The organism is Arthrobacter globiformis (genome assembly GCF_030818015.1).
GTDB lineage: Bacteria > Actinomycetota > Actinomycetes > Actinomycetales > Micrococcaceae > Arthrobacter > Arthrobacter globiformis_C.
This window is the reverse complement of the sequence record NZ_JAUSZX010000001.1, coordinates 3,052,438-3,068,758: the sequence shown is the minus strand read 5'-3', so window position 1 is coordinate 3,068,758 and position 16,321 is coordinate 3,052,438. Positions and strand designations below refer to the sequence as shown.

Genomic DNA, 16,321 nt, shown 5'->3' with positions numbered 1-16,321 from the left:
AGAAGCCCGTGGCAAGCGCCGCGGGCTTCTTTGTATGTAAGGTACTTGGGGGACATTTGCGGCTGCAGCACTTTGGCCGCTGCAGGCCCGGTACAGTTCCACGGAGTTTCAAGGAGATGAACGTTTATGTCTGGTGGCGATATTGCCGGCCTGATCGCGGCCGGGGTATTTGCGCTCCTGGTCCTGTTGCTTGCTGTGCCCATCCTCAAGCTGGGACGGGTGTTCGACGAGGTGCGGACATCCATCCGCTCCATCAGCGACGGCGCCACCCCGCTCATGGACGAGGTCACCGCGACGGTCTCCACCACGAACCAGCAGCTGAAGAAGGTGGACGGCATTGCCTCCAACGTTTCGGATGCCTCGGCCAACATCTCCGCGCTGTCCTCCCTCGTGGCCGCGACTGTCGGGTCGCCGCTGATCAAGGTGGCCGCGTTCAGCTACGGCGTCCGTTCCGCGTTCGCCACCCGCAAGAAGCCCGCCACCGGCCGCCGCAGCCGCTAAGCCCACCCGGAGAACTGAAATGAAACGACTTGTCTGGATGGGAATCGGCGTGGCCATCGGGGTCATCGCCTTCCGCAAGGTCACCGAGGCGCAGTCAGCGCTGGGCCCCGAAGGCCTGAACCGGGCCGTGGGCCGGCTCGCCGACGGAGTCTACGACTTCGCCGACGCCGTCCGCGCCGGCATGCACGAACGGGAAACGGACCTGCGCGCCGCTCTGGGTGTTGAATCCCAGGACATCGTCCGCCGCTAAACGCGCGAGAATTAAAATCTGCAGTGCCCTCCAACACCGGGACTGCCTCTGAATCAAACTGTCACGCGCCAGCATGCGTGAACCAAGAAGGGTAAGTAATCAGCTCATGAAGTCGCAGGAGATCACAAAGCGCTGGGTCGATTTTTTCGTCAGCAAAGGCCACACGGCGGTTCCCTCCGCATCGCTGGTCTCCAGCGACCCCTCCCTGCTGTTCACGGTTGCCGGCATGGTTCCGTTCATCCCGTACCTGACTGCGCGCGAGGAACCGCCCTACACCCGGGCCACCAGTGTCCAGAAGTGCATCCGCACCGGTGACATTGAGGAAGTCGGCAAGACCGCCCGCCACGGAACCTTCTTCCAGATGTGCGGCAACTTCTCCTTTGGGGATTACTTCAAGGAAGACGCCATCAAGTTCGCGTGGGAGCTGCTCACCACGAGCGTTGCCGACGGCGGGTACGGACTTCCGCCAGAGCTGCTGTGGGTGACGGTCTACGAAGAGGACGACGAAGCCGAGGAACTCTGGCTCAAGTACACCGGAGTACCCGCTGAGCGCATCCAGCGCATGGGCAAGTCGGACAACTACTGGTCCACCGGCCAGCCCGGCCCGGCCGGCCCCTGCTCGGAAATCTACTACGACCGCGGCCCGGCCTACGGCGCCGAGGGCGGCCCCATCGCCGACGAGAACCGCTACGTGGAGATCTGGAACCTCGTGTTCATGCAGTACCAGATCGACAACGTCCGCTCGAAGGTCGAGTTCGACATCATGGGCGAACTGCCCAAGAAGAACATCGACACCGGCCTGGGCATGGAACGTCTTGCCATGATCCTGCAGGACGTCGAGAACATGTACGAGACCGACCAGGTCCGCCCGGTCATCGACATGGCCGCCAAGCTCTCGGGCAAGGAATACACCTCCGCCGAGACCGAGGACGATCCGCACCACACCGATGACGTCCGCATGCGCGTCGTCGCCGACCACATCCGCTCGGCCCTGATGCTCATCGCCGACGGCGTCACGCCCTCCAACGAAGGCCGTGGCTACGTGCTGCGCCGCCTCATCCGCCGCGCGGTCCGCTCCATGCGCCTGCTCGGCGTGGAACAGGCCTGCCTGCCGGACCTCCTGCCCGCCTCGCGCGACGCCATGAAGGGCGTGTACCCCATCGTGGACACGGACTTCGACCGCATCAGCCGGATCGCCTATGCCGAAGAGAAGGCGTTCCTGCGCACCATCGCGTCCGGCACGGCCCGCCTCGAGGACGCCGTCAACGAATCCAAGGCCGCAGGCCGCCCCCTCTCCGGCGCCGACGCGTTCACGCTGCACGACACCTACGGGTTCCCGATCGACCTGACGCTCGAAATGGCCGAGGAAGCCGGCCTGAAGGTGGACGAGCCCGAATTCCGCAAGCTCATGCTCGAGCAGCGCCAGCGCGCCCAGGCCGATGCCAAGGGCAAGAAGGGCGGCCACGCCGACCTCAGCGCCTTCCAGGAACTGCTCGCAGAGGGCGAAACGGTCTTCACGGGCTACACCGACCTCGAAGGCGAGTCCCGGGTCCGCGGCATCCTCAGCGGCGGCAGCAAGGTGTCCCAGGCTGCCACCGGCGACGAAATCGAACTCGTGCTCGCCGAGACCCCGTTCTACGCCGAGGCCGGCGGGCAGGCAGCCGACACCGGTCTCATCACCGGCGACGGCTTCGTCGTCGAGGTTCTCGACGTCCAGCGTCCGCTCAAGGGCCTGAGCGTCCACAAGGCCATCGTCCGCGAAGGCGAGATCGCCTCCGACGCACTGGTCCGTGCTGCGGTGGACCGCGAACGGCGCCACGCTGCCGAGCAGGCGCATACCGGAACGCACATCGTGCACGCGGCACTGCACCAGATCCTCGGCCCGCAGGCCACCCAGCGCGGTTCGTTCAACAAAGCCGGGTACCTGCGCTTCGACTTCGCCTGGGGTGAGGGACTGAGCGCCGCCACCAAGTCCGAAATCGAGGAAGTCTCCAACCTCGCCATCCGGAACAACTTCCACGTGGACACCAAGGTCATGGGCCTCGCAGAGGCCAAGGCCCTGGGCGCCATGGCGCTGTTTGGCGAGAACTACGGCAGCGAAGTCCGGGTTGTGGAGATCGACGGCGCGTGGTCCCGTGAGCTGTGCGGCGGCACCCATGTGTCCAACACCTCCCTGATCGGCAGCCTGTCCCTGCTCGGCGAGCAGTCCGTCGGATCCGGAAACCGCCGCGTCGAGGCGTTCGTCGGCATGGATGCCTTCCGGCACCTGGCGGCTGAACGCGCCCTGGTGACCGAACTCACCGAGATGCTCAAGGTGCCCTCCGGGCAGCTGGCTGACCGCATCTCCGCGACCCTCACCAAGCTGAAGGCCACGGAAAAGGAGCTCGAGCGGCTCCGGAAGGAGCAGCTCGCTGCCGCTGCCGCCCAGCTCGCCGGAACCGCTGTGGACGCCGCCGGCGTCCGGGTCATCGCGCACGATGCAGGCCAGGTCAGCGGTGCCGACGACATCCGCGGTCTCGCCCTGGACCTCCGCAACCGGCTCGGGTCCGAAGCCTCCACGGTTGCCGTGGCCGGCGTCAGCAACGACCGCCCGGTCATCCTGGTGGCCACCAATGAAGCCGCCCGTGAAGCCGGCGTGAAGGCAGGTGCCCTGGTCCGGCTCGCCGCCGGAATCCTCGGCGGCGGCGGTGGCGGCAAGGACGACGTGGCCCAGGGCGGCGGCACCGACGCCTCCAAGGTCGGCGCCGCACTGACCGCCGTCGTCGATGCCGTCACCAGGCGCTAACCAACCGTGACTTCTTCCGCTGAGCCGCACGTCCACCCCCGGGGCATCAAACTGGGGGTGGACGTGGGGACCGTCCGCGTCGGCGTCGCCATCTGTGACCGGGACGAGATCCTGGCCACACCGCTGAAGACGCTGGAACGCAATGCCAAGAAGAATTCGGATGTCCGGGTCATTGCAGCCCTGGCGGCGGACCAGGGAGCCGTGCAGATTTTCGTGGGCCTGCCACGGACCATGAAGGGCGAGGAACACGCCTCAGCCCGCATGGCCACGGAGTACGCCCAGCTGCTGGCCGACGAACTGGACCGCGCAGGTTCGGACGTCCCGGTACACCTGGTTGACGAGCGGCTCAGCACCGTCACGGCCCACCGTAACCTTCACGAAGCTGGCATGAGCAGCAAAAATCACCGTAAAGTGGTGGATCAGGTTGCGGCTGCAGGAATATTGCAGCACGCCATCGACATGCAAAAAGCCAGGGGAACGGATGTGGGGAGCCGTGTGCGCGCGCTTCCCCGTACGGGGCTGCCCGGACACGCCGCCGCAGATACTGCTGGACGGCCTGACCCGGAAAAGGAAACACGATCTTCAGAGGATGGACAGCTACAGTGAGCCCGGCCAATAGCGACGACTCCTCCGGCGACCCCTTCGCGGACGCCGGACGGCCCCTGACACGCAAAGAGATCCGCGCCCGCGAGAAGGCCATCACCGCCGAGTCCGGCGATGCCGTACCCGAGCAGGCCTACGAGTCCGGCGAAGAGCTGCACGTGGGTGTGGGCGCCGCACAGCGGGCCGGGTCATCGGCTACGGCGTCCGGTTCGGGCAGCCCCCGGACGGCGGCAATAGCCGCACCTCCGGCTGCCGTTCCTGCTGCATCCGCTGTCCCGGAAGCCCACATTCCTGACGCCCAGGTTCCGGATGCCCGGCCTGTTCCGGCCGTGGAAGTTCCCGATGCAGAGCCTGTTCCGTCCGCCGAGGTACCTGACGTTCCGCCGGTTCCGCCAACGATCCACGACCCGGCTGAACATGCCGACCCCGCCGTTCACGGGGACGCTGCTGCCGAGGTCCACGGCGCCCAGTCTGAGTACGCCCCACATTTTGCCGAGTTTGCGGACGGCCACCATTATGACGTCCACCACGACGCAGTCGCCCACGAGCCCTACGAGGAGCATGCGCCCTACGAGCAGCAGGCCGTGGGGCACCAGCTCCTGGCCGGCGCCGAGAACGCAGCCACGGTGACACGGCCCTCCAAGAAAGTCCGGCGCCGGCGCCGACTCGTGGCTCTGCTGCTGACCCTCGCGCTCTTCGTCACAGCCACCGTCGTCGGCGCGCAGTTCCTGAAACCGCTGCTGGGGAACGATAAGCCGGCCGACTATCCGGGCCCCGGCACCGGCCAGGTCAAGGTATCGGTCGAACCGGGCGAAGGCCCGGTGTCCGTCGCGGCCAAGCTGGAGGACGCGAAGGTGGTGGCCAACGCCGACACCTTCGTGGCGGCGCTGTCCGCATCCGGCGGAACGCTCTCGCCGGGGGAGTACGACTTCAAGCAGGAGATGAAGAACTCCGACGCCGTCTCCGTACTTCTCAACGAGGGACAGGCCAAGGTCATGTACTTCGCCCTCAGCGCCGGCCTGCGGATCGATGAATCGCTGCAGGCCATCTCGGAGGGCTCGGGCCTTTCCGTCGCCCAGCTGAAGGCGCTCAGCGACTCGCCCAAGCAGTTCGGACTGAGCTCCAAGGCCAAGAACCTGGAAGGCTTCCTGGCCCCGGGGGAGTACCGCTTCCCGCTGGGAACCACCGCCAAGGACATCCTCACCAAACTGGTCAAAGCCACCCAGGACGAACTGAAGGCACAGGGCGTCACGGACGCCGCCAAACAGTACGACGTGGTGACCGTCGCCAGCATCGTGCAGGCAGAGGGCGGCCAGGCCGAGTACAAGGACGTGGCAGGCGCCATCTACAACCGCCTCAAGCCCACCAACACGGAGACCAACGGGCTGATCCAGTCGGACGCCACCGTCACGTACGGCCTGGGCAAGAAGACCTTCCACATCGACGAAGCCGAAAAGGCAGACAAGTCCAACCCGTACAACACCTACGCCATCAAGGGCCTGCCCGCGGGGCCCATCGGATCGCCGGGCAAGACGGCCATCGACGCGGCAGCCAAGCCGAACAACAACGATTACCTGTACTGGGTGACCATCAACCTCGACACCAAGGAGACGAAATTCTCCAAGACGCTGGCCGAGCACAACGGCTACGTCGAACAGTACAACGCCTGGTGCGAGGCCAACCCGGGCCGTTGCGTATGAGCCTGCGGGCGGCCGTCCTGGGGCACCCCATCGGCCATTCGAAGTCACCGGCGCTCCACCTTGCCGCCTACGCGCGGCTCGGAGCGGACATCGGCTACAGCGCCATCGATGTGACTGAAGAGTCACTGCCGGCGTTCATGGACTCCGTCCGCGCCGAGACCGGCTGGCGGGGACTGTCCGTGACCATGCCGCTGAAGAAAGCCATGGTCGCCGAGGTGGACGAGGTCCGCGGCGTGGCCCGGATCCTGGGCGTCGTCAACACGGTGGTGTTCGAGGGCGCTGGGGATTCCGCGCGGCGCATCGGCTACAACACCGACGTCGCAGGAATCGTTAACGCCCTCCGCAACGCCGGGGCCGGCGACGGCCCCTCGGGCGTCATACTCGGCGGCGGCGGAACGGCAGCCGCGGCAGTGGCAGCCCTGCAGGAGCTTGGCGCGGTCTCCGTAGACCTGTACGTTCGGAACACTGCCCGGGCTGAAGAGGCCAGGGCAGCGGCCAGCGGGCTGGGCTTGGGCATCACCGTCCAGTCCCTCGACGGCGCCGTCGAAGCGATGGCCGGTGCCGGCGTCGTAATCTCCACACTGCCGCCGCGGGCGGCCGACGGGATGGCTGCAGAACTCGAAGCGCTGGGCCGGCGCACAGACGGCGTCCTGCTGGACGTCGCCTACGATCCCTGGCCCAGCCAGATCGCCGCGGCCTGGCACGCCGGAGGCGGAACAGTGGTCCCCGGCCTTGAGATGCTGCTCTACCAGGCGGTGGAGCAGGTCCGCCATTTCACCGGCCTGGCAGAAGCCGGCAGTGCCGAAGTCATAGATGTGATGTGCGACGCAGTCGGGGCACCCCGGCGGGTGTCCTGACCGCCAAACATGGCAGGATGGTTTTTATGTTGCGTTGGTTGACCGCCGGTGAATCCCATGGCCCGGCATTGGTCGGAATTATTGAAGGCGTCCCCGCAGGTGTTGAACTCACCAGCGGGCAGATCGCCGATGCCCTTGCCCGCCGGCGGCTCGGCTATGGCCGCGGGGCACGGATGAAGTTTGAGCAGGACGTCGTTACGATCCTCGGCGGTGTCCGCCACGGCATCACCCAAGGCGGCCCCGTCGCCATCCAGGTGGGCAACACCGAATGGCCCAAGTGGGAACAGATCATGTCAGCCGATCCGGTGGACCCCGAGGAACTCGAGGGCCAGGCCCGCAACGCCCCGCTGACCCGACCGCGCCCCGGACACGCCGATTTCACCGGCATGCAGAAGTACGGCTTCGACGAGGCCCGTCCCGTGCTTGAGCGCGCCAGCGCCCGCGAGACCGCCACGCGTGTTGCCATGGGCACGGTTGCCGCCCAGTTCCTGAAGCACCTGGGCATTGAGCTCGTCAGTCACACAGTATCCATCGCCAGCGTGACCGTTCCGGAAGGCCGGCCGCTGCCGGTGCCGGACAACGTGATTGCGCTCGACGCCGATCCGCTGCGCTGCTTTGACCGCGAAACGTCCGACGCCATGGTCGCGGAGGTGGACGCCGCCCACAAGGAAGGCGAAACCCTCGGCGGCGTGGTGGAGGTGCTCGCCTACGGCCTGCCCCCGGGACTCGGCAGCTACGTCCACTGGGACCGTCGCCTTGATTCCCGCCTGGCCGCCGCCCTCATGGGCATCCAGGCCATCAAGGGCGTTGAGGTCGGCGACGGTTTCCTCACCGCCGCACGCCGGGGCTCCGCCGCCCACGACGAGATCGTCAAGGACGCTGACGGCAGGATCATCCGCACCAGCAACCGCGCCGGCGGCATCGAAGGCGGTATGAGCATCGGCGACGTCCTGCGCGTCAGGGCTGCCATGAAGCCCATCGCCACCGTGCCGCGCGCCCTGAAGACCATCGACATCAGCACCGGCGAGGCGGCCAAGGCCCACCACCAGCGCTCGGACGTCTGTGCGGTTCCGGCTGCCGGCGTGGTGGCCGAGGCCATGGTTGCGCTGGTCCTGGCCGAGGCCGTGACTGAAAAGTTCGGCGGCGACTCCGTGGCCGAGACAGCCCGCAACATCAAGGGCTACCTCGAGAGCATTCCGGCGTCGCTGGATACGATCGGACTCTAGTGCCCCGGAGCAATACACCCTGCGCCGCAGGGGACCGGCCCATTGTGCTCATTGGGCCCATGGCGGTCGGCAAATCGGCGATCGGGCAGCAGCTGGCGCAACAGCTGGACGCCCCGTTCGTGGACACCGACTCGGTCATTGTGGAGGGCCACGGTTCCATCGCCGACATCTTCGCCAGCCGCGGCGAGCGTGCCTTCCGGGAGATCGAAGCCCGGACGGTTGCCCGCATCATCGAGGCCGCGGCCGGCACCGCAACCGTGGTTTCCCTGGGCGGCGGGTCGGTCCTGGACTCCGGCACGCAGCAGCTGCTGGAACGATGCACCGTTGTCTATCTGGAGTGCGATGCCGATACCGTCGCCGCCCGTATCGCCAAGAACTCCGGGCGGCCGCTGCTGGCCGGTGACGGCATCCGGCGCTGGAAGGCGCTGTTCGCCACCCGGAAGCCGGTCTATGAACGCCTCGCGGACATTGTGCTGGACGTCCGGCAGGGAACTGTGCCGCAGCTGGGGCTGAAGCTCGAAGCGGCGCTGCGCGATTTCGCCGCCGGTAAACCGCAGGAATCCACCACCCGCGAGATCAACAAAACCGCGACGACGGCAGGCAACGGAAGTGCTGCCGCGAAACAGGAAGTTGAAAAGTGAGCGAATCAACAGTCATCAAGGTCACCGGCCAGTCGGCCGGGGACAACTACGACGTCGTAGTTGGCCGCGGCCTGCTCGGCACGCTGCCGGGACTGCTGGGGGAGCGCGTCCGCCGCGTCCTCGTCATCCATCCGCGGGCCCTCCGGCTCACCGGCGACACCGTCCGGGATGAACTGGCCGCTGCCGGTTTCACCGCCGTCACCGCGGAAATCCCCGATGCCGAGGAAGGCAAGCACATCCAGGTTGCCGCCTTCTGCTGGCAGGTGCTGGGACAGAACGATTTCACCCGCTCCGATGCCGTGGTCTCCGTCGGCGGAGGCGCTGTCACCGACCTTGCCGGCTTCGTGGCAGCCACCTGGCTGCGCGGCGTCAAGGTCATCCACATGCCCACCAGCCTCCTCGGCATGGTCGACGCCGCCGTGGGCGGCAAGACCGGGATCAACACGGCCGAAGGCAAGAACCTGGTTGGTTCCTTCCACCCGCCCGCGGCTGTCCTCGCGGACCTGGACACGCTGAAGACCCTGCCCCGGAACGAGATTATCTCCGGCATGGCCGAGGTCATTAAGTGCGGCTTCATTGCCGATCCCGCCATCCTGGACCTGGTGGAGAAGGATCCCGACGCCGTGACGGATCCAGGCTCAGACGTCCTGCGCGAACTCATCGAACGCGCCATCGCCGTCAAAGCCCGCGTCGTCTCGGAGGACCTAAAGGAATCCGGACTCCGGGAAATCCTGAACTACGGCCACACCCTGGGCCACGCCATCGAACTCGTGGAACGCTATTCCTGGCGGCACGGCGCTGCCGTCTCGGTGGGCATGATGTTCGCGGCCGAGTTGTCCCGCAGCGTGGGCCGGCTCAGCGACGCCGACGCCGACCGGCACCGCAGCATCCTCGAATCCCTCGGGTTGCCCGTCACGTACCGTCGCGACCGGTGGCAGGGCCTTCTGGACGGCATGCGCCGGGACAAAAAGTCCCGCGGCGACCTGCTCCGCTTCGTGGTCCTCGACGGGATTGCCAAGCCCGGGATCCTGGACGTGCCCGATACCTCCCTGCTCTTCGCCGCCTACCAGGAGATTGCTTCCTGATGCGCGACAACCAGAGCGGAACGATCGAATGGCCCGACGGCGGATTCCCGGGGATCCGGGTCAACCCCGAATCGCTGCTTCCTGAAATCATCAGCGAAGAGACGTGTGCCGCCGCGCTCGAGGCATCCACCGACCCCGCCGAGCGGGTCCTTGTGCTGCTCGTCGAGGGACGCGCCGCGGACGCGGCCGAAGTGCTGGCAGAGGCCCGATACAGGGATCCCGAGTCGTTCCGGCTGCGGGCCTATGAAGCGGACGTCCTGCGCGTCTCCCACCGCTACGACCGCGCCGTCGAGCTCTTCCGGCAGCTCCTCACCGAGGCACACGGCACGGCCAACGAAGCCCTCGTCCACCAGTACCTTGGCCGGGCGTACTTTGCCTCGGGGAACATCGGCGCCGCGGTGGAATCCTTCGCCCGGGCGCTCGATCTCCGGGTGGCGCAGTCCGCCGACGCTGCGCTCATCTACTCCTCAACGGTGGCGTTGCAGCGGGCTCGGGACGTCTTCGAACTGGCCTCCTGACGGGTCTTCCGGCTGCGCCGCAGCGGTCCTCCGGCCGCACCGCCAGGGGGCCCCGAAAAAGTGTGCCCGCCTTTTCCGCTAGAATAGATTCTGGATTTTTGATAAATACACGCTGGCGCGCCGTTCGGCAAGCCTGCTTGGCATAACCAGCTGGCAGCCAGAACCAGTCAGACACAACCAGAGGAAACCAGTGGCAACCACAAATGACATCAAGAACGGCACCGTCCTGAAGCTCGAGGGCCAGCTCTGGAACGTCATCGAGTTCCAGCACGTCAAGCCGGGCAAGGGCGGCGCCTTCGTGCGCACCAAGATGCGCAACGTCATGTCCGGCAAGGTAGTGGACAAGACCTTCAACGCAGGCCTCAAGATCGAGACCGCCACCGTTGACCGCCGCGACTACCAGTACCTGTACCAGGACGGCGCAGACTTCGTCTTCATGGACACCTCGGACTACGACCAGATCACCGTTTCGGGCGCCACCGTGGGCGATGCCACCAACTTCATGCTCGAAAACCAGATGGTCAACATTGCCATCCACGAAGGCACCCCGCTGTACATCGAGCTGCCGCCGAGCGTTGTCCTCGAAATCACCTACACCGAGCCGGGCCTGCAGGGCGACCGCTCCTCCGCCGGCACCAAGCCTGCCACCCTGGAGACGGGTTACGAGATCCAGGTGCCCCTGTTCGTTGAGAACAACACCAAGGTCAAGGTCGACACCCGCGACGGCAGCTACCTGGGCCGGGTCAACGACTAGTGAGCGCCCGCGGTAAAGCCCGCAACAGGGCTCTTGAGGTCCTCTTCGAAGCCGAGCAGCGCTCTGTCTCGGCCTTCGACGTGCTGCGTGCGCGCCGCGAGAGGACCGACCAGATCGTCAATCCGTACACCCTCGAGATCGTCGAGGGAGTTGTGTCGATGCAGTCCACCATCGACGAATTCCTCGAGACCTACTCACAGGGCTGGACCCTGGAGCGCATGCCGTCCGTAGACCGCATCATCCTGCGGATCGGCACCTGGGAGCTGCTCTACAACGACGACGTTCCCGACGGCGTCGCTGTCAGCGAAGCTGTCGCTTTGGCCAAGACGCTCTCCACCGACGAGTCGCCGTCGTTCATCAACGGCCTCCTGGGGCGCCTTCAGCAGTTGAAGCCGTCCCTGCTCGCCTGAGCTGAGTCATACGCAGAAAGCCTCTGCCGGTTTTGCCGGCAGGGGCTTTCTGGATTTAAGCCTCGATGTTGGAGCGCCACCTACTGCTGGACGGCAGCCCGCAGCACGGTCAGGTGGCGCAGCTGCTGCACTTCGTCCTGCTGGTGCAGCGGCACATCCCTGCCGCTGAGGATCCGCTGCCGGGTGAAGGCCAGGCGCGTCGCCGCCTTGACGAACTCCTTCATCTCTTCGCCCCGGTTGTACGACCCGGCCCAGCGCACAGCCTGCCGGCGGCCTCCGGGAGTGGACAGCAGCTCCACCTCGGCCGGCGCGAACCACCCCGCTGCGGCGTACTCCTGGAGGCGCTGCCGGGTGAGGCGCGTTTCCGCGACCCGCAGCACCACGATGCACACCACCGCGAGCAGGAAGATGGGGACCTGCACCAGCACGTACTGGGCCAGGAAGTCCTGTCCCATGCTGTTCCACCTGTTGTGCAGGACCATGGCGGGAACCAGGCCAACGAAGAACGCGAGCACCGAAATACCGGAGTGCCCGCGCCGCGCGGCCAGGCCCATGATCAGGCCGGTGGTTCCGGTGAAGATGGCGTGCGCGAACGGCGACATCACCCCGCGCAGGAAGAAGACCTGGACAAGGTCGCTGCCGGGAGTGCTGGACTCGGCGATCGCCCGGCCGAAGTAGAGAATGTTCTCGGTGAACGCGAAGCCGCCGGCGATGGTGAAGGCAAACACCACGCCGTCGACTGGGCCGTCAAAGTTGCGGCGGGCGAACAGGAGGAGCAGCAGCAGGCCCAGGGACTTCGCGAACTCCTCCACCACAGGGGCCTGCACGGTGGTCATGAAATCGCGGAAGGCCGCCTCATCAGTGACGGGGGCCGCGAGGGCGAAGACCGGCTGGATGAGCAGCGTCACGGCAATGGACACGGCCGCGCCCCAGGTGAAGGCAAACAGCAGCAGGCGCTTTGGCTCGGGTTCCCACCGGTCAATGACGGCCACGGCGAACAGCACCGCCGCCAGCGGGATCAGGGACGCAATAAAACCGATGACGAAACCGGTCACGCCGGTGCTGGCCAGGAGGAACGGCACCACAAGGAACAGGCTGACGAAGGCAAGTATCCCGCCGCCCACGACGAGTCCCAGGGTCCCTGCCCCCAGCCGGGCCGCCACGGTGGACGCGGCTTCCGGGATGACCTGGTACACCGCGCCGCCGCTGTGCCCGGGCGCCGGCCGGTAGTCCTGCGGCTGGACGTGGCCCATCCAGCTGGGATTGGCGGGCTGGCCCTGGAACTGCCGCCCGGGATCGCCGGGGCGGTTCCAGGCTGAGCTGTTCCGGCCAGGGCCGGAAGGCGGCTGCTGCGGGTTCATCGACATAGACACGAGCCTATGTGCCGCGGGGTAGGCAGCAAAGGAGCAGCCGCACGGTGTGACGGACGACGCCTTCTGGCGGGGCCGGGGGCAGACGCTGGTGTGGTAATTTTGGAAGGCAAATGTTCCTTTTTTAATTCCGTCCCGTGAGGCGGGGAAAGGGGAGACGAGCGATGACTCCTGTCACGCAGGCACCGGTTCCGGCCAGGGTTGTTCTCAACCAGGCGGACATTGACCGTGCCCTCACTCGTATCGCCCATGAGATCCTCGAGGCCAACAAGGGCTCCCAGGACCTGGTGCTGCTGGGCATTCCCCGCCGCGGCTACCCGCTTGCAGTCCGGCTCGCCCAGAAAATCGCCGCCGCCGATCCCGCCGTGGACGCCGCCGCCATCGTCGGCCAGCTGGACGTCACCATGTTCCGGGACGATCTTTCCCACCAGCCCACAAGGCCGCCGCACCATACGCGGCTGCCGCTGACTGGCATCGACAACAAAGTGGTTGTGCTGATCGACGACGTCCTGTATTCCGGCCGGACCATCCGTGCCGCACTGGACGCGCTTGTGGACCTCGGCCGGCCGCGCATCGTTCGCCTGGCTGTCCTGATTGACCGGGGCCACCGCGAACTTCCCATCCGCGCGGACCACGTGGGCAAGAACCTGCCCACGTCCTCCGCCGAGAAGGTCCGGGTCCGGCTCGAGGAGACCGATGCCGTCGACGGCCAGGCAGTCAATGAAGTGGTAATCGAGGCCGGCGCATGAAGCACCTGCTTTCCACCGAAGACCTCAGCCTGGCCAACGCCGTGCGCATCCTCGACACCGCCGAAGAGATGTCGACCGTGGGGGAGCGCGAGGTCAAGAAGCTTCCCGCCCTGCGCGGACGGACCGTGGTGAACCTCTTCTTCGAGGATTCCACCAGGACCCGCATTTCCTTCGAGGCCGCAGCCAAGCGGCTCTCGGCGGACGTCATCAACTTCGCCGCCAAGGGATCGTCGGTCTCCAAGGGCGAGTCGCTCAAGGACACCGCCCAGACGCTGGCCGCCATGGGGGCTGACGCCGTCGTAATCCGCCACTGGGCCTCCGGTGCCCCGCACCGGCTGGCGGCCACCGACTGGATCGACGCCGCAGTCATCAACGCCGGAGACGGCACCCACGAACACCCCACCCAGGCACTGCTGGACGCCTTCACCATGCGGCGGCACTGGACCAAACTCTCCGGCCTGCCCTCCACGGGGGCGGACCTGCGCGGCATGCGCGTCGCCATCGCCGGCGACGTCCTGCACTCCCGCGTGGCGCGGTCCAACGTCTGGCTGCTGCGCACCCTCGGCGCCGACGTGACCCTGGTGGCGCCGCCCACACTGCTGCCCATCGGCGTCGAACACTGGCCCTGCAGCATCAGCTACGACATTGACGAGACCCTGGAAAAGGGCGTCGACGCGGTGATGATGCTCCGCGTCCAGGGCGAGCGGATGAACGCCTCGTTTTTCCCGTCCACCCGTGAGTACTCCCGCCGTTGGGGGTTCGATGACAACAGGCTCCGCGCGCTGGACAGCCTGGGCCTGAAGGACACCATCATCATGCACCCCGGACCCATGAACCGGGGCCTGGAAATTTCCGCGGCCGCCGCCGACTCGCCCCGTTCCACCGTGCTCGCACAGGTCAAGAACGGTGTGTCGATCCGCATGGCCGCCCTGTACCTGCTGCTCTCCGGGGATACCCGGGAACCAGCCACCACCCTGAAGGAGAGCAACTGATGGCTGACGAGACCACATACCTTATCCGGGGCGCCGCGATCCTTGGCGGCGACCGCGAGGACCTGCTCATCCGCGGCGGCCTGATCACTGCCAGGGGCACCGACCTCTCGGAGACGGACGCAGCGGACGGAGCCACGGTGATTGACGCCGAGGGCCTCGTCGCCCTGCCGGGCATGGTGGACGTCCACACCCACCTCCGTGAACCGGGCCGCGAAGACGCCGAAACGGTGGAAACCGGCACGCGCGCCGCAGCGCTCGGCGGCTTCACCGCCGTGCACGCCATGGCCAACAGCACCCCGGTGGCGGACACCGCCGGTGTGGTGGAACAGGTCTACAGCCTGGGCCGGTCCGCCGGCTGGGTGGACGTCCGCCCCGTGGGCGCCGTCACCGTGGGGCTGGCCGGCGAACAGCTCGCCGAGCTCGGCGCGATGGCCGATTCCCGCGCCCGGGTCCGCATGTTCTCCGACGACGGCATCTGCGTCCACGATCCCGTCCTGATGCGCCGCGCCCTCGAGTACGTCAAGGCGTTCGACGGCGTCGTGGCCCAGCACGCGCAGGAACCGCGCCTCACCGCCGGTGCCCAGATGAACGAAGGCGAAGTGTCCGCTGTCCTCGGCCTGACCGGCTGGCCGGCAGTGGCCGAGGAGAGCATCATCGCCCGCGACGTCCTGCTGGCCCAGCACGTGGGATCCCGGCTCCACGTTTGCCACGTCTCCACCGCGGGTTCGGTGGAGATCATCCGCTGGGCCAAGGGCCGCGGCATCAACGTCACCGCCGAAGTGACGCCGCACCATCTTCTACTCACCGATGACTTGGTCCGCAGCTACGACCCCGTCTACAAGGTCAACCCGCCGCTTCGCACCAACGACGACGTCCAGGCCCTGCGCGCCGCCCTCGCCGACGGCACTATCGACGTCGTCGGCACCGACCACGCCCCGCACCCAAGCGAGCACAAGGAGTGCGAGTGGGCCCAGGCGGCCATGGGCATGACGGGGCTGGAAACCGCCCTGTCAGTGGTCCAGCACGCCATGATCGAGACTGGCCTCATGACCTGGGCCGACTTTGCCAGGGTCACCTCCACCGCGCCAGCTGGCATCGGGCGGCTCACGGACCAGGGCCGGCCGCTGGAAAAGGGCGAACCCGCCAACATCGTCCTGGTGGATCCGGCCGCGCGCTGGACAGTGGATCCTTCCGCGATGGCAACCATGGGGCGCAACTCGCCGTTCCGCGGCATGGAACTCCCCGGCAAGGTGGTGGCCACGTTCTTCAAGGGCCACCCCACGGTCCTGGACGGCAAGCTCAATACGCCTTACCGCTACCCCACGGAAGCGCCGGTTGCCAGCGCAGCAGGTGCCAACTGATGGAAAAAGTCCTTCCCGGACTTGCGATGCTGGCGGTCGTCGCCGTCGTTTTTGTCCTGATCTGGATCGGCTGGCGCAACCGGCTGCGACGGCAGTCCGACATCGACCAGCTGCCGGCAGTTCCTGCTGGGCTGGGCGAGCCGCTGCTCTCGGCCGACGGACAGTACGTGGCCTCCACCACCGCGGGGGACTGGCTGGACAGGATCGCCGTGCACGGCCTCGGCATCCGCACCAACGCGGAGCTCTCCATCCATCCGGAGGGGGTGCTCCTGGACCGCTCCGGTGCGCGGCCGCTGTTCATCCCGGCGGCTTCGCTGGCCGGCGTCCGGCAGGACAGCGGCATGGCCGGTAAATTCGTGGAAAAGGACGGGCTGCTGATGCTCAGCTGGACGCTCGGAACCCACGCCCTGGACACCGGCTTCCGCACACGGCGCGCCGCGGACAAGCCGGCCGTCCTCCAACAACTTCAGGAAATGATCTCCCCAGGCCCCCAGGCAGGTGCCCATAGTGGAAAGTAAT

The 16,321-nt window shown here is 66.9% G+C and carries 17 protein-coding genes; 16 read left to right on the top strand and 1 reads right to left on the bottom strand.

The annotated features are described in order from the left end of the window. The first annotated feature begins 126 nt into the window (after nt 1-126). The 12 genes from QFZ23_RS14290 to nusB all read left to right on the top strand — a co-directional run bounded on the left by QFZ23_RS14290 (nt 127) and on the right by nusB (nt 11,330). Nucleotides 127-501 (top strand): DUF948 domain-containing protein, encoded by a 375-nt coding sequence (locus tag QFZ23_RS14290; protein WP_003800727.1) that lies wholly within the window; start codon nt 127-129, stop codon nt 499-501. 19 nt (nt 502-520) lie between these two features. Beyond that, nucleotides 521-751, top strand: coding sequence for a DUF6167 family protein (locus QFZ23_RS14285; RefSeq protein ID WP_306923882.1), 231 nt, complete (start codon nt 521-523; stop codon nt 749-751). A 106-nt stretch (nt 752-857) separates the two neighbouring features. Next, the gene (gene alaS / locus QFZ23_RS14280; protein ID WP_306923880.1) at nt 858-3,536 is read left to right on the top strand and encodes an alanine--tRNA ligase; all 2,679 of its coding nucleotides are present in this window, start codon (nt 858-860) and stop codon (nt 3,534-3,536) included. Nucleotides 3,537-3,542: 6 nt separating this feature from the next. Continuing rightward, the gene (gene ruvX, locus QFZ23_RS14275; protein WP_306923878.1) at nt 3,543-4,142 is read left to right on the top strand and encodes a Holliday junction resolvase RuvX; all 600 of its coding nucleotides are present in this window, start codon (nt 3,543-3,545) and stop codon (nt 4,140-4,142) included. Next, nucleotides 4,139-5,839: an endolytic transglycosylase MltG gene (gene mltG, locus QFZ23_RS14270; RefSeq protein ID WP_306923876.1), complete on the top strand. Its 1,701-nt coding sequence runs from the start codon at nt 4,139-4,141 to the stop codon at nt 5,837-5,839. The genes ruvX and mltG overlap by 4 nt, the downstream gene beginning before the upstream one ends. Continuing rightward, entirely contained in the window at nt 5,836-6,696 is an 861-nt protein-coding gene (locus tag QFZ23_RS14265; RefSeq protein ID WP_306923875.1) for a shikimate dehydrogenase, read from the top strand. Before mltG ends, QFZ23_RS14265 begins: the two co-directional genes overlap by 4 nt. A gap of 26 nt (nt 6,697-6,722) precedes the next feature. Continuing rightward, a complete protein-coding gene (gene aroC, locus QFZ23_RS14260) occupies nt 6,723-7,922 on the top strand; it encodes a chorismate synthase (RefSeq protein WP_306923873.1) in 1,200 nt (399 codons plus the stop codon). After that, nucleotides 7,922-8,563 carry a shikimate kinase gene (locus QFZ23_RS14255; protein ID WP_306923871.1) on the top strand — a complete coding sequence of 214 codons (642 nt, stop codon included), beginning with the start codon at nt 7,922-7,924 and terminating at the stop codon, nt 8,561-8,563. Before aroC ends, QFZ23_RS14255 begins: the two co-directional genes overlap by 1 nt. Beyond that, nucleotides 8,560-9,648, top strand: coding sequence for a 3-dehydroquinate synthase (gene aroB, locus QFZ23_RS14250; RefSeq protein ID WP_306923870.1), 1,089 nt, complete (start codon nt 8,560-8,562; stop codon nt 9,646-9,648). The genes QFZ23_RS14255 and aroB overlap by 4 nt, the downstream gene beginning before the upstream one ends. After that, nucleotides 9,648-10,166 carry a tetratricopeptide repeat protein gene (locus tag QFZ23_RS14245; protein WP_306923869.1) on the top strand — a complete coding sequence of 173 codons (519 nt, stop codon included), beginning with the start codon at nt 9,648-9,650 and terminating at the stop codon, nt 10,164-10,166. Before aroB ends, QFZ23_RS14245 begins: the two co-directional genes overlap by 1 nt. Nucleotides 10,167-10,356: 190 nt before the next feature. Beyond that, entirely contained in the window at nt 10,357-10,920 is a 564-nt protein-coding gene (gene efp / locus QFZ23_RS14240) for an elongation factor P (RefSeq protein WP_003800749.1), read from the top strand. Beyond that, complete coding sequence (nusB, locus tag QFZ23_RS14235; RefSeq protein ID WP_076802758.1) at nt 10,920-11,330, top strand: transcription antitermination factor NusB; 411 nt, start codon at nt 10,920-10,922, stop codon at nt 11,328-11,330. Before efp ends, nusB begins: the two co-directional genes overlap by 1 nt. A gap of 80 nt (nt 11,331-11,410) precedes the next feature. Here nusB and QFZ23_RS14230 read toward each other — a convergent pair whose 3' ends face one another. After that, the gene (locus QFZ23_RS14230) at nt 11,411-12,697 is read right to left on the bottom strand and encodes a PrsW family intramembrane metalloprotease (protein ID WP_306923867.1); all 1,287 of its coding nucleotides are present in this window, start codon (nt 12,695-12,697) and stop codon (nt 11,411-11,413) included. A gap of 167 nt (nt 12,698-12,864) precedes the next feature. Between QFZ23_RS14230 and pyrR the strand changes: the two genes are divergently transcribed. The 4 genes from pyrR to QFZ23_RS14210 are packed head-to-tail and all read left to right on the top strand — an operon-like array spanning nt 12,865 to nt 16,320. Next, nucleotides 12,865-13,449: a bifunctional pyr operon transcriptional regulator/uracil phosphoribosyltransferase PyrR gene (gene pyrR / locus QFZ23_RS14225; protein WP_306923866.1), complete on the top strand. Its 585-nt coding sequence runs from the start codon at nt 12,865-12,867 to the stop codon at nt 13,447-13,449. Continuing rightward, nucleotides 13,446-14,441: an aspartate carbamoyltransferase catalytic subunit gene (locus tag QFZ23_RS14220; protein WP_306923865.1), complete on the top strand. Its 996-nt coding sequence runs from the start codon at nt 13,446-13,448 to the stop codon at nt 14,439-14,441. The genes pyrR and QFZ23_RS14220 overlap by 4 nt, the downstream gene beginning before the upstream one ends. Then, nucleotides 14,441-15,802, top strand: a complete 1,362-nt coding sequence (locus QFZ23_RS14215) for a dihydroorotase (protein WP_306923863.1) — start codon at nt 14,441-14,443, stop codon at nt 15,800-15,802. The genes QFZ23_RS14220 and QFZ23_RS14215 overlap by 1 nt, the downstream gene beginning before the upstream one ends. After that, complete coding sequence (locus QFZ23_RS14210; protein WP_306923861.1) at nt 15,802-16,320, top strand: PH-like domain-containing protein; 519 nt, start codon at nt 15,802-15,804, stop codon at nt 16,318-16,320. The genes QFZ23_RS14215 and QFZ23_RS14210 overlap by 1 nt, the downstream gene beginning before the upstream one ends. Nucleotide 16,321: the final 1 nt, after the last annotated feature.